Source organism: Aerococcaceae bacterium DSM 111021 (assembly GCA_020112395.1).
In the GTDB taxonomy this organism is placed as follows: Bacteria; Bacillota; Bacilli; order Lactobacillales; family Aerococcaceae; genus Ruoffia.
Window position 1 is genome coordinate 21183 of record JACCEK010000001.1, and the last position, 14027, is coordinate 35209.

11 protein-coding genes are annotated in these 14027 nt (G+C 33.7%); 10 read left to right on the top strand and 1 reads right to left on the bottom strand.

Features of this window, described 5'->3' with window-relative positions; genetic code table 11:
• A complete protein-coding gene (locus HYQ40_00185; GenBank protein ID MBZ6526172.1) occupies positions 1–2421 on the top strand; it encodes a phenylalanine--tRNA ligase subunit beta in 2421 nt (806 codons plus the stop codon).
• A gap of 408 nt (positions 2422–2829) precedes the next feature.
• A complete protein-coding gene (locus HYQ40_00190) occupies positions 2830–3771 on the top strand; it encodes a hypothetical protein (GenBank protein MBZ6526173.1) in 942 nt (313 codons plus the stop codon).
• Positions 3772–3848: 77 nt separating this feature from the next.
• Here the strand turns inward: HYQ40_00190 and HYQ40_00195 are convergent, their stop codons facing one another.
• On the bottom strand, positions 3849–4796 hold the full coding sequence (locus HYQ40_00195) for a ribonuclease HIII (protein MBZ6526174.1): 948 nt from the start codon (positions 4794–4796) through the stop codon (positions 3849–3851).
• Between the two features lie 156 nt (positions 4797–4952).
• Between HYQ40_00195 and zapA the strand changes: the two genes are divergently transcribed.
• From zapA to HYQ40_00235, 8 genes are all read left to right on the top strand, one after another.
• On the top strand, positions 4953–5324 hold the full coding sequence (gene zapA / locus HYQ40_00200; protein ID MBZ6526175.1) for a cell division protein ZapA: 372 nt from the start codon (positions 4953–4955) through the stop codon (positions 5322–5324).
• Between the two features lie 22 nt (positions 5325–5346).
• On the top strand, positions 5347–5898 hold the full coding sequence (locus tag HYQ40_00205; protein MBZ6526176.1) for a CvpA family protein: 552 nt from the start codon (positions 5347–5349) through the stop codon (positions 5896–5898).
• Between the two features lie 83 nt (positions 5899–5981).
• The gene (locus tag HYQ40_00210) at positions 5982–8348 is read left to right on the top strand and encodes an endonuclease MutS2 (GenBank protein MBZ6526177.1); all 2367 of its coding nucleotides are present in this window, start codon (positions 5982–5984) and stop codon (positions 8346–8348) included.
• A 101-nt stretch (positions 8349–8449) separates the two neighbouring features.
• The gene (trxA, locus tag HYQ40_00215) at positions 8450–8758 is read left to right on the top strand and encodes a thioredoxin (protein MBZ6526178.1); all 309 of its coding nucleotides are present in this window, start codon (positions 8450–8452) and stop codon (positions 8756–8758) included.
• Positions 8759–9014: 256 nt separating this feature from the next.
• A complete protein-coding gene (locus tag HYQ40_00220) occupies positions 9015–9881 on the top strand; it encodes a pyridoxamine kinase (GenBank protein ID MBZ6526179.1) in 867 nt (288 codons plus the stop codon).
• The gene (locus tag HYQ40_00225; protein ID MBZ6526180.1) at positions 9882–11564 is read left to right on the top strand and encodes a hypothetical protein; all 1683 of its coding nucleotides are present in this window, start codon (positions 9882–9884) and stop codon (positions 11562–11564) included.
• A 160-nt stretch (positions 11565–11724) separates the two neighbouring features.
• A complete protein-coding gene (locus HYQ40_00230; protein MBZ6526181.1) occupies positions 11725–12633 on the top strand; it encodes an ABC transporter ATP-binding protein in 909 nt (302 codons plus the stop codon).
• Positions 12626–13903, top strand: a complete 1278-nt coding sequence (locus HYQ40_00235; GenBank protein ID MBZ6526182.1) for an ABC transporter permease — start codon at positions 12626–12628, stop codon at positions 13901–13903. Before HYQ40_00230 ends, HYQ40_00235 begins: the two co-directional genes overlap by 8 nt.
• Positions 13904–14027: the final 124 nt, after the last annotated feature.

Sequence of the window (14027 nt, forward strand, 5' to 3'; positions counted from 1 at the left end):
ATGTTAATTTCACTAGAATGGTTAAGTGACTTCCTAGATATATCGGACATAACAGGTAATGAGTTAGCTGAACGTATGTCAAGAACAGGTATCGAAGTTGAATCAGTTGAAAATATTGGTAAAGATTTAAAGAATATTGTTGTAGGTGAAGTTGTTGAACTTGCACCACATCAAGATAGCGATCACTTGAATGTAGCACAAGTAAACGTTGGTGAGAGCGAGTTAAGTCAAATTGTTTGCGGAGCTCCAAATGTTGAAAAAGGACAAAAAGTTATTGTGGCTTTGCCCGGAGCAGTGCTACCCGGAGGCTTGGAAATTTTAGCAAGTGAATTACGTGGTGTTGCTTCTAATGGAATGATTTGTGCGCTTCAAGAAATTGGGTTTAGTGATAATGTTGTAGCCAAAGAATATGCAAAAGGTATTTTTGTGTTGCCTGAGGATGCACCGATTGGCGAAGATATTGTTACATATCTTAAACTAGACGATGATGTTATTGAACTAGATATCACACCAAACCGTGCAGATGCTTTGAGTATGTATGGAACAGCTTATGAAGTAGCTGCGATTTATGATCAAACACCACAATTTAAGACAATTGAATCGACAAACTTTACGAATAATTCAAAATTAGATCAAGTAAATGTAGAAGTAGAAAGTTCAGAATTATCAACAGCTTACCAAATGCGTTTAATTGAAGATGTAGAAGTGAAAGCAAGTCCTTTATGGGTACAGCTTCGTCTAATGAAAGCTGGTATTCGTCCTGTAAACAATATTGTGGATACGACGAATTACTTCTTGCTTTTATATGGACAGCCAATGCATGCTTTTGATTTTGATACATTAGATTCAAAAACAATTAAAGTAAAATCAGCAACTGAAGGTGAAAAATTCACTACATTAGATGGTGTTGAAAGAATATTAGATACTAACGATACAATCATAGCATCAGGTGATACAGCAATTGCTTTAGCTGGTGTTATGGGTGGATTGGATTCTGAAGTCACCAGTAAAACTAAAAATGTATTATTAGAGACAGCGGTATTCAACTCACAACGAGTACGTGCAACATCGAAAAAGTTTGCACTGCGTTCAGAATCAAGTTCTAGATTTGAAAAAGGTATTAATATTGGAAGCGTAAGCGAAGCCGGAGATCAAGCAGCATTATTAATGGCAGAGTTATCTAACGGTAAAGTTGCGGAGGGAATCAAAGAGTTTAATGAACTGAACACTGAAAATATGAAAGTGACAGTTCAGAATAATTCACCTGAGAAGAAGTTAGGAATATCTTTAACAAAAGAAGATATCGCTAAAATCATTGCTCGTTTGGGCTTTAAGGTAGAGTTCGAAGAAAATCATTTTACAGTTGAAGTACCAGCGAGACGTTGGGACATTTCAATTGAGGCTGATATTTTAGAAGAGATTGCTCGTATTTATGGTTATGACAATATTCCGACGACATTGCCAGAAACACCAAGCCAACCAGGACAATTAACTGAGAAACAACAATTAATTCGTAAGACGCGTATTGTTGCTGAAGGACTTGGACTAAATCAAGCATTAACGTATGTCCTAACTTCAAAAGAACATGCAAGTTTATTGAAGTCACAAGCACATCCTTTAGTTGAGTTGGAACTTCCTATGAGCGAGGAACGCACTGTTTTACGACAAAGTATGTTCCCGGCGCTTATGGAAATTGCGCAATATAATCAAGCTCGCCAGAATAAAGACTTAGCATTCTATGAAACTGGACGCGTCTTTTTTGGTCAAGGAGCACATGTACAACCAAAAGAAGAAGAACGTTTAGCTATTCTACTTTCAGGGGAGTATAAAGGCTCTCAATGGTATGAAACTAAAAAGAACTATGATTTTTATGTATTAAAAGGAATCTTAGAGACTTATTTCGAAAGTATTAGATTGTCATCTAAAATCGAATTTAAACCAACATCAAGCATCGATGTTATGCATCCAGGTAGAACTGCTGCAATTACTTTAGACGGGAAAGAAATAGGCTTTATGGGTCAAATTCATCCATCAGTAGCAGAGCAGTTTGATTTAAACCAAGCGACATTCTTTGGTGAAGTAGATATTGATATGATTGTAAGTTATTCAAGAGATGCATTGGTTCAAAGCCCAATTGCAAAATATCCATCAACATCACGCGATTTAGCATTATTAGTTAATGATGATCAATTCCATCAAGATTTATTTACACTAATCAAAGATAATGGTGGACAGTACTTAGTTTCAATTGAATTATTTGACCGTTATATTGGAGAGAATATTCCAGAAGGTAAGCAGTCTCTTGCTTATCATATGACATTCCAAAATCCGAATGAAACATTAACGGACGAGGATATTGAAAAAGTAATGACAAATATCACGAATGCACTAACACAAATTGACGGATTAGAAATTAGATAAAAGACACAAGCAGCACTTATACATTGGGTGCTGCTTTTTTTTGTAATATTTTATACTTTTACGAAATTTTTATTGCGAATTTTAATGAATGTGTGTGAATTCAGTATAATATTAGCACTATCATATAAATATGATTTATGTAAAAATTTATCTATTAATGTCGATTTATAGTTATGTAATGCATCTAATATAATTAAATTGAAATACATATAATGCTGTATTTCTAGTTGCGCCAACAAAGTTACAAATAGGTGAAAAATATTTCGTAATGATTAAGCCTCTTATATCAATCTTTTATAGAATATTGTTATGAGGGATATCATTTGAAAAAAAGAAAAGTAATGATTATGATATAGATAACATAAATATTTTATTTATTTTTATTTATGACAATTAGGAGGATTAATTATGAAAAAACAATTGAAAAAATTAGTACTAGGTACATTAAGTGCAGGGTTAGTATTATCATTAGCACCAACTGCAATCTTTGCAAGTGAAGAAGCTGAGACTTCAGAATCAACGGAAGAAGTTGCAAGTGAAGAGGTATCTGAAGAAGTAGATTCAGAAGAGGCTACAGAATCAACTGAAGAAACATCAGAAGATGCAGAGTCTACTGATGAAGCAGAAGAAGATTTAGCACCAAGTGCTGAGAACCCTTATACAGAAGCTGAGATTACTGAGCTAATCAAACCTACTGAAGAATGGGATCCAAATTTAGTGTTAGAGAGAGAAGACTTTGAAGCTGGATACCAAGAAGTTTTAGACTCAGCTAAAGAACGTTCAACAAATGGCGAAGTTAATTTAACATTTGATGAAGTAGTTGATATTATGGGTGATGATCCTACATCTGTATCTGAAACGGATAATGGACAAATCTTTAGATATGTATCTATTCAAGATGATATTGTTCAAGTTGTTCAATACCAAACTTACTTAAACTCTGAAGAAAATGGCGAAGAGTTAACGAATATCGAGTATCAATATAAAACAGCTAAAATGTTTGAACGTTTAGAAACAACAATCGAAGACTTACAAACACTATATAATGAAGGCGATGCAGCAGCATTTACTGAGTTATTTGGACAACCACAAGTTGTAACAACATCATTATTCCCAGATCGTTTTACTGAATCATTAATGTGGTCAGTAGTAGGTAATGAAGACGTTGAAGAAGGCGAAATTGCAGCTGTTGAAGTTCAAACTGAAAATGATGAGTTAACTAACTTAGCATATTACGAACAAGAAGCTGAAGATGCAGCAGCAACTGATAGCGAAAGTGATGCTACAGAAGAAGATTCAGCAGAAGAAACTACTGAAGAAGAAACAACAGAAGAAGATAGTGCAGAGTAATAAAATATTAGAATAACTCCAATTAGTTAATAACAATAAAAAATGTGGCTCATTCTGAAATGAATGAGCCACATTTTTTATTTTAATTTTTTAGCTAAATCGATTGCTTTTGTTGTATTTTTAAAATGTAATTTAGCCGTTTCATTCAGTGAATTTTTTCCATAACGCTTAATTAATTGAGCAGCAAAAACATCACTAACTTTACCAGCTCCAGAAGGTAATACCTTGTTGAATGGCTTTCCTAATGTTTCAAGAGATTCTAAGAAAGCTGCTCGAGCTATAATAGAAGCACTAGCAACGGCTAGATGATGACTTTCACCTTTCTTCACGAAATAGACCTTATCTTTAATAGGATTCTTTTCTTTTTGTAGATACTTAAAATAATTATTTGCAGGTGTAAATTGATCAATTAGGATACCTTGCATTTCCTGGGATTGTTCCTGACTCATTTTGTTTAACAATTTAGCAATTGTAAAATTATGTAAAGATACTTTAATACTCACTGCGTTATAACCATCTTCAATAGCTTGGTTATATTTATCAGGATTACAGATTGTTAATTGATAGGGAACCGTTAATTTCAATTCTTCAGCAATTTTTATAATTTCGCTATCTTTTAAAAGCTTTGAATCCTTTACTCCAAGTAATTCAACTAATTCAAATTGATTAGGAGACAGGTATACACTACACACAGTTAAAGCACCAAAGTAACTTCCGTTACCCACTTCATCGCTACCAATGATTGCCCAATTAGCAAAGTTTTCTGGCAGTGAAGTAGAAGTAGTACTTTTTGATGTTGCTTTTATAGTTGACGTTTTGCTACTTGAACCTTGCCACTTAGTTAACTCGCCTTGTGCATCATTACCTTGAAATAATACTTTTCCACTCGTATACCCGGTAATTGTCGTTGAGCCTACTTTTGCACGGAATTCACTATACGGAACAGTCTTAACTAAATTATCTTTGTAATGATTATGCATTTTATTAAATGTTGCTTTATCTACTTTAATACTTTCTGAGGCCATTTACTTCATCCTTTTCGATTGTTATCTTATGTATTATAATGAACATTGGTTTAATTGTGAAATAGAATTGAGTATTATTAGACTATTTCAGATAAAAATGAAAAAAGACTAAAAATTTGGTAAAATAAGAATAGTAGTTGAAAAGGATGGGAAATAATGGCACATAATCTACGTTTTAAAGCAACAATAGCAGGAAAAGAGTATACTATTGTTGGGCAAAAATCACCGCAACATTTAAATACAGTTGTTGATATTGTAAATAATCAACTTGAACAATTAATGGAATTAGCACCAGAATTATCCACTGCGGATAGAAGTATTTTAATGTCAGTGAATGCAATATCAGATCAGCTAATAAAAGAACAACATATTCTCGAGTTAGAGAAGGAAATTCAAACATTAAAAACACAAATTGATTCAAAACAATCATCACGTCCAAATTATTCTAGAAGGGACCAAAGCAGTTCACAAAATGAATTATTTAGAAATAAAAATAATTCACAGCAAGTTCCTTTTGAACGTGAGTGATTAGTTAGATAGGAGAGATGCTATGTTAACAATTATTATTATTATTGCTTTACTATTTGGTTTTTATACAGGATATCGTCGAGGCTTAGTATTACAAGTAATCCGCTTAATCGGTTACATTATTACATTTGTTCTGGCGACAAGATATTTTCAGCCATTATCCGAAATAGTTGAAATGCTCATTCCATTTCCTTCTGTCCAACCAAATACAGAGTTAGCTTTCTATGATGAGGCTACGAGTTTCTTTATAGATGATGCGTTTTACCGAGTGATTACGTTTATTTTAATTGGTATAATTGGTTGGGTTATTACTAACTTTTTATCGTTATTATTTACTCGAGTGATGTATTATGATGTTATGAATCATCTTAATGCAATTGGCGGTGGAATCACTAACGTATTCATTACTTTTGTCATTATCTTTTTCTTATTGTTTGTCCTTTCTTTAATACCTATTGAGTTTATCCAACAACAGTTTGTTGATAATCCCTTTGCCTATAGAATTGTTACAAGCACACCATTTTTCTCAGATTTTGCAGTTGAGACATGGTTCAATTTTAATCCGTTTAGTTAATTTATGGCAGTGTTCCTATGAATGGCATAGGAACACTTTTTTTGTTATAATAGTTTGTTGACAGCAAGAGTTAGGAAGGGATGATGTTTTCCGTGAGTAATGAGAAGATTTTTGACACACTTGAATTCGATAAAGTACGCCAACGTATCAAACAATATACTCAAACAGAGCTTGCTCAGAATATGATAGCTAATATGAAACCGTCTAATAATTATGAAGTTATTCAACAATGGCAAGATGAGACTGAACAGTCACATAATTTATTGTTGCAAGATCGACTGATTCCGGTACCGCGGTTAAAATCATTAGATCAGCCCCTTAAGAGATTACAATTAGGTGCGAGTCTAAACGGTAAAGAACTAGCAGAGGTTGGTAAGCTATTAACTTCTATCAAGCAAGTGATTCATTTTTTTGAGAATTTGGCTGAAGATGAAAAGTATTTTCCGGCTTTACAAAGCTGGGTGGACCGTTGTATTCACTTACCAGAAGTTGAGAAGCTAATCCACAATGCGATTGATGAAGACGGCAGTGTATTATCAACTGCGTCAAGTCAACTGGGTAGTATCAGACGAAATCAATCGAATACCGAACAACAAGTTCGTAATCAACTGAATCAAATATTAAAAAGTAGAGCGTCTCAATTAACTGATACCCTCATAACAATCCGTAATGGACGTTATGTAGTGCCTGTTAAAGCTGAATACCGTAATCAGATGGGGGGAACAGTTCATGACCAAAGTAGCTCAGGTCAAACTCTATATATGGAACCCCAGAGTGTCGTTAATCTAAATAACCGCTTGGCTGAATTAAAAGTGGCTGAACGAAAAGAAATTGATCGAATTCTTGATGAAATTTCACAAAATTTAATGCCATACGCGGAAGATATTAGTACGAATCAAGAGATGCTCGCACAGTTAGATTTTATTCAATCTAGAGCAGGGTATGCTCGTGAGATAAAGGCAACGAAACCGATCTTGTCGAAGGATTTAATTGTTGCTCTTTGGCAAGCAAGACATCCACTCATTGATTCTGTAGATATCGTGGCGAATGATATTTTACTTGGAGAAGAATATAAAGCACTTATTATAACTGGACCCAATACGGGTGGTAAGACAATTTTACTTAAGACACTCGGTCTCCTACATTTAATGGGGCAATCGGGCTTACATATTCCGGCAGAAGAAGGAAGTCAGATTGGTGTATTTGATAATGTATTTGCTGATATTGGTGATGAACAATCGATTGAACAAAGTTTAAGTACTTTTTCAAGTCATATGACTAACAATGTTCGCATAATTAATGAGGCTACTTATGAATCATTAGTACTATTTGATGAATTAGGTTCAGGAACGGATCCTCAAGAAGGTGCAGCATTGGCAGTGGCGATTTTAGAACATTTCCGAAAAATTGGAACAACTATTATGGCAACAACTCACTATCCTGAATTGAAGCTTTATGCCAATGATGCTAAAGATACAATCAATGCTAGTATGGAGTTTAATTCAGAAACACTATCACCGACATATCGTTTACTAATCGGTGTTCCAGGTCGATCGAATGCATTAGAGATATCTAAACGATTGGGTCTTCCAGACTCAATACTTCAAATTGCTCAAGAAGGCGTATCTAAAGATGATCAATCAATTAATGAAATGGTTGCGAATCTTGAACACGAACGTCGATCTGCAGAACAGGACCATCTGAAAGCAGAAAGGTTCTTAGATGATGCAGAACAATTGCATAAAGATTTACGTCAGGAATATAATCGCTGGTTAGAGCAAAAGAACAAATTAGTTGAAAAAGCAAAACAAGATGCTAATGAGTTAGTTCGTGAAAAGCAAGACCAAGCCGAAAAAATATTACGTGAGATTCGTGAATTACAATTAGAACAAGGACAAAGTAACACAATTAAAGAACATGTTCTTATTGAAAAACGAACTTCATTTGATGACTTGAAGTTACCAGAGGAACTCAAGAAAAATAAAGTACTTAAGCGAGCTAAACAAAAGAAAACACTTAAACCAGGTGATGATGTTGAAGTACTTTCATATGGACAAAGAGGAACTATTGTCGAGCAATCTGGTAAAGAAGAGTATGTTGTTCAAATGGGAATTTTAAAAATGAAAATCGCAGAAAAAGATTTAGAACCGCTTAAAAAGATTGAAAAACCAACCAATATTAACGTACAGCGTAATGTTAAGTCTAAAGTCCAAACATCACTCGACTTACGTGGTGAACGATATGATGCAGGCTTATCTAGATTAGCGCAATATTTAGATTCAGCAATACTATCCAATCATCCCATGGTAACAATTATTCATGGTAAAGGAACTGGAGCGTTAAGAAGTGGTGTTCAAACTGCACTACGAGAACATTCTCAAGTAGACCGATTTGAATACTCACCGCCAAACGCAGGTGGAGATGGTTCAACGATTGTCTATTTTAAATAGGAATTCTTTTGACATTCATTACAATAAGCACTTGAGCAATTAAATAGTGTTCGTTATAATGAGATGATATAATGGTTTTATGAAAAAGGAGGTATGTAAAAATGGCACAAGCAATATCAGATGATCAATTTACAACAAAAACAAGTGAAGGGGTTACATTAACGGACTTTTGGGCACCTTGGTGTGGACCATGTCGTATGCAATCACCTATCGTGGATGAATTAGCTGAAGAAATGGATGACGTTGAATTCTATAAAATGAATGTTGATGATGAACCAAAAACAGCTCAATCATTTGGAATCATGTCTATTCCAACTCTTTTAATTAAAAAAGATGGCGAAGTAGTTGAAAAATTAGTCGGATACCACGATAAAGCACGTTTAACTGAAATTTTAAATCAATACAAATAAGATCTAAGTTATACAATTTGAAGCACTCATCATTTAATCGAGATGAGTGCTTTTTTGATTGAAGTAATAAATAGAATGACTATACTCATATTATATTTTGGGTCAATATTATCCGGATTCATAATGAATTAAAAATGAAGTTGTATAATAAAAAAGTCTGAATTTACTTTGATAGAATCTGTTGAATGGTATCACAATTCCCCCTAGTTATATAAAGAAAACTAGACTATAATTGAATTGAGAGGTGTGTGCAAGAATGTCTAAAAGAGTTTTAGTTGTAAATGATATTCCGGGTGCAGGAAAAGTAGCTGCGAATATTAATATACCAATATTATCTGCAGGTGGAATGGAAGTATCAGTTCTACCTACAATGTTCGTATCAACCCAGACAGGGGAAAGTTATTCTAACATCATCCGGCATGAAATGAATGAAGATTTTAGACGTACTTTAGATGTATGGAAAAATAATGATATACATTTCGATGTTATTTTGACAGGCTACTTTTCAACGATTGAACAACTTGAACTATTTACTGAATATTATCTTCAGGAAAAAGTACGTAATCCAGAAATGAAGTTGTTAATGGATCCTATTATGGCAGATAACGGGAAATATTATCCGGGATTTGATCATCGAATCGCAGAAAAGTTTTCTGCATTAATGAAACAAGCAGATATTGTTTTCCCAAATATTACAGAAGCTTGTTTTATCACAAATACACCTTATTCTGAATTGATGACAGTTGAAGAATTGAATCAAGTAAGCCTTAAATTAATCGAGTCTGGTGTTCAATATGTTGTAATAACTGGTGTTAGGGTGCCTGAAAGCAACCCAAATCAAATTGGATTTTATGTAAGAGGGCAAAATGATTATAATAGGTTAATCATGCATAAATATTATCCAGAGCATTTTTTTGGTACAGGAGATATTGTTGTGAGTTCCGCGACAGTTTGGTTTAGCAGAGGTTACTCAATAGAAGATACTTTATTAAAGACTGGGAAGATTATCGAGCAATCATTAGATAATACATTGGCTTTAAATAGAGATATAAAATGGGGAATTTACTTCGAACCGATACTAAATCAATTTTTCCCGATAAATGACAAAGAGAGGAGTTTTTAAATGAAAGATGTAACTAGTACATCTGCAAGCAAAAGTTGGAAAGATTTTTTTCAGAAAAATATGACGAAAAATAAATTAACAGGAGGTAAAGTACGCTATCTCTACATTTTATTAGTAGTTCTTGTATGTTTATATTATTATATTATGCTTCCACCTATACATTATGCTTCGTTAGATTTTTGGATTTTCTTGTTTATTATTGTAGCAGGAATCATCATTATTGAACTTTTAGCTGATAGCGTAAAAACTATTTCAAAACTAAAGAGCGGAGAACCGAATTTTAGCTGGCCTAAATTTTCACTTAAGTATAAATTATTGGTCTATCCTTGGCCTGTATTAGTTGTTGTTGGTGCTATAGCTTACTTAGTGTTATCACCTGTGTTTTTCTCAGAGAGTTATTCTAATATGATAACTGTAGATCAAGCAGTATTTGAAGAGGATTTTCCAGAAACAAATATTAATCAAATACCTCTAGTTGACCGGGATACAGCCGAAAGACTTGGTAATCGGCAATTAGGTAATATCACAGAGTTAGTATCACAGTTTGAGGTGGCGAATGATTATACTCAAATTACAATTGATTCAGCACCATACCGTGTGTCACCACTAGAGTATGCAGGCTTCTTCCGTTGGTTGAATAATTTCCAGACGGGAATACCACATTATATTCAAGTAGATAATGTGACTGGAGAGGTGCAATTACAAACGCCAGCACAACCAATTCGATATAGTCATTCTGAGATTCTGAACCGTGATGTTATGCGTAAATTACGTTTTTCAAATCCATTTTCATTATTCGAAAGTCCAACCTTTGAAATAGATGATGAAGGTAATCCTTACTACGTAGCATCAACGTATACACGTAATTTCTTCATCAGAGAACCAGAAGTTAATGGTGTAATTGTACTGAATGCTATGACAGGTGAAACTGAAACATATTCATTAGATAATATACCTAGTTGGGTAGATAGAGTATATGGTGCGGATTTAATTATGCATCAATTAACTATGCAAGGGCACTATCGTAATGGGTATTTTAATTCACTCTTTGCCCAAGAAGGTGTAACTGAACCAACAGCTGGTTATAATTATTTACCTATTGGTGATGATTTGTATCTTTATACTGGTATCACATCTGTGGTAGCGGATGAGTCGAATATTGGGTTTGTTTTGGTGAACCTGAGAACGAAAGATGCTCAAATGTTCCCATTAAGTGCAGCAGAAGAATTTTCAGCAATGCGTTCAGCTGAAGGTAGTGTACAAGAAACGAGTTATACTGCAACGTTCCCACTACTTATAAATATCAATGGTAAACCAATGTATATTTTAACGCTTAAAGATAATTCAGGGCTAATCAAAGAATATGCTTTAGTTGATGTTCGAAATTATCAAGATGTATATGTAGAATCAAGTGTAGCTCAATTAATGCAGTCTTATGCAGTAGATAATCCTTTAGATATTGAGGAAATTGAAACAGAGGACGATTTAGAGCAATTTACCGGAGAAGTAGACGAAGTACAAGCAGTGGTTGTAGAAGGTAACACTGTGTATTACTTTGCATTTGATGGTACAGTTTACAAAGCTGATATCTCATTAAATGACCACTTACCGTTCTTAGAAGCAGGAACTGAAGTTGATTTCACAGCAACAGAAGCTGGTGTTGTAAGAGAAATTGAATGGTAAACTAAAAAATTAAACAAAGATCACACATTGAATTGAAAAATCAATGTGTGATCTTTTGCGTCATAGTAAATATATGTTTATGAACTAAAGTTTATATGGTTTGGATTATGATTGTAAGTGCTTTATACTTAAAATATGAAATGTATTAAAGGAGGCAATTATGTTATCAGTAACAAACTTAATTAAAAGTTTTGGAGATTTACGAGCAGTAGATGGTGTCTCATTTGATATTGAGGATGGATCTATCTTAGGTATGATTGGCCAAAACGGTTCCGGGAAGACAACAATATTTCGGATGATACTTGATTTTTTAACCCCAGAAGAAGGTGGGACAGTATTTTGGAATGGTGAGAAAATTGGCAGCAATATTTATGATATTGTAGGATATCTACCTGAAGAACGTGGATTGTATGAATCTATGACAATCGAACAACAAATCACTTACTTTGCTCAACTTCGAGGAATGCAGAAGAATGATATTGACATGAAAATTGATGAGTGGATGAAAAAGTTCGATGTTAAAGGGGTGCGTACCGATAAGATAAAAACATTATCAAAAGGAAATCAACAGAAGGTACAACTTATCGCAACACTTATTCATGAGCCTAAACTCGTTATTTTGGATGAACCCTTTAGTGGATTAGATCCAGTAAACGCAGAATTATTAGAAAAAGGTATTATCGACTTGAAAGAAAAAGGAAGTGCTATTATTTTTTCGAGTCATAATATGAGTAATGTTGAAGAAATTTGTGACAAGTTAGTAATGATTCATCATGGCAAACAATTATTATATGGCGAGATCAATGAAGTAAGAGAAAGCTTTGGACGTACATTTATTTATATAGAGACTTCCGACTGGACTCAAGAGAGTTTATCTAATCTCGAAGGTGTTGAAAGTGTCATTGAAACGAGAAAGGATAATTTCACTTTAAAACTTGAAGATACATCATATGGTAAAACTTTATTTAAGACTATTTCAAAAGGTGATTATTTACCGAAATTCAGTCAGCAACCACCCACTTTAGAACAAATATTCAAGATGAAAGCAGGTGAATCAATTCATGAATAGACTGAGTATTATTATCAAAGAAGTTTATCGAAAGAATGTATTGTCTTGGTCATTTTTCTGGATGATTGTCTCACCCATTGTCATGATAGGTGTAGTCTTGTTAATTGGATATTTTATTGGTTCAAGCCAAGCAGATTCAACAGTTGGCAACATAGCTGTGATCGGTGCAGAACCAGAAGTTCAAGAAATTATTGAACAAGCGAATGAAGGTAATAATATTGCTTATAATTATGGCCTTGAAGGAGCAGAAGCTGCCCTACAAAATGATGCGATTGAAGGTTATTTTTACTTTGAGGGAGAAGAGGATACTCCTACTTATTATCGAAAAACAACAAGTAAAGATATATCATTAGCCCCTTTTGAGGAAGCATTAACCCAACATGAATTTATTAATTCGGCTGAAGAGTTAGGACTTACAAGTGAACAACTGAATGAAATTCAATCGATTAATATTTCAATTGATAGCGTAAATATTAGTTTAAGCGATGATGGAGAGGTTGTTGAACAATCCACACAAGATCCTGTTAGAATAGCTAGAATTGCGATTGCTTATGCCGTATCGATTATTGTATTCATTTTTATAATGAATTACGTTAGTATTATTTCTCAAGAAATTGCAGTAGAGAAGGGTTCAAGAATAATGGAAATTATTCTCTCAAGTGTATCACCTACGGCACATTTTTTAGGCAAATTAATAGGGATATTACTGGTAATTCTAACTCAAATTGTTATTTACTTAGTTCTTTATTTCTTAATATCATTCATTATTCAGCAATTTAATCTCCTAGCGAATTTTGAAGGTTTAAATATTGGTGAGCTCTTGCAAGGAAGCGGGAATGTAGTCATATTAGGAATTATCTATGCAATTAGCGGTATATTAATTTATACTGTTTTAGCTGGATTCCTTGGCTCGTTAGTATCTAAGACTGAAGACGTCAATAAAATGATTACACCGATTATATTCTTAGCATTAGGAGGGTTTTATATAGGAATGTTTGCTTTGAATTCCACTAATAACCCATTAGTTAGAATATCATCACAAATTCCATTATTTACCCCTTTTATTATGCCTTTTAGAGTTGCTGCTGAAACAGTTAGTTCGGTCGAAATTACGATATCGTTAATCGTATCGGCACTTTTCATGATTTTCGTTATCTGGTTTTCACTATTATTTTATAAGAGTAATGTGCTCATCTATAGTGATAAAGGTATGATTAATGCATTCAAGCGTTCATTTGCCTTGTGGAAAAGCGAAAGAGCAAGTAAGTAATGCGAATATTAAACAATCCAATTCATTTGGATTGTTTTTTTAGTTTTATAGGAACATTTTTTAGCATTATTATATAATCAGCGTTATACTATAGTTTAATAATTATTTGTTTACTTTTGGATGG

What these genes read in the sequence shown, in the direction of transcription:
- HYQ40_00220 (MBZ6526179.1), top strand. Translation starts at nt 9,015, where the DNA reads ATGTCTAAAAGAGTTTTAGTTGTAAATGATATTCCGGGTGCAGGAAAA.
- HYQ40_00230 (MBZ6526181.1), top strand. Translation starts at nt 11,725, where the DNA reads ATGTTATCAGTAACAAACTTAATTAAAAGTTTTGGAGATTTACGAGCA.
- HYQ40_00190 (MBZ6526173.1), top strand. Translation starts at nt 2,830, where the DNA reads ATGAAAAAACAATTGAAAAAATTAGTACTAGGTACATTAAGTGCAGGG.
- HYQ40_00185 (MBZ6526172.1), top strand. Translation starts at nt 1, where the DNA reads ATGTTAATTTCACTAGAATGGTTAAGTGACTTCCTAGATATATCGGAC.
- HYQ40_00195 (MBZ6526174.1), bottom strand. Translation starts at nt 4,796, where the DNA reads ATGGCCTCAGAAAGTATTAAAGTAGATAAAGCAACATTTAATAAAATG.
- HYQ40_00225 (MBZ6526180.1), top strand. Translation starts at nt 9,882, where the DNA reads ATGAAAGATGTAACTAGTACATCTGCAAGCAAAAGTTGGAAAGATTTT.
- HYQ40_00235 (MBZ6526182.1), top strand. Translation starts at nt 12,626, where the DNA reads ATGAATAGACTGAGTATTATTATCAAAGAAGTTTATCGAAAGAATGTA.
- zapA (MBZ6526175.1), top strand. Translation starts at nt 4,953, where the DNA reads ATGGCACATAATCTACGTTTTAAAGCAACAATAGCAGGAAAAGAGTAT.
- trxA (MBZ6526178.1), top strand. Translation starts at nt 8,450, where the DNA reads ATGGCACAAGCAATATCAGATGATCAATTTACAACAAAAACAAGTGAA.
- HYQ40_00210 (MBZ6526177.1), top strand. Translation starts at nt 5,982, where the DNA reads ATGTTTTCCGTGAGTAATGAGAAGATTTTTGACACACTTGAATTCGAT.
- HYQ40_00205 (MBZ6526176.1), top strand. Translation starts at nt 5,347, where the DNA reads ATGTTAACAATTATTATTATTATTGCTTTACTATTTGGTTTTTATACA.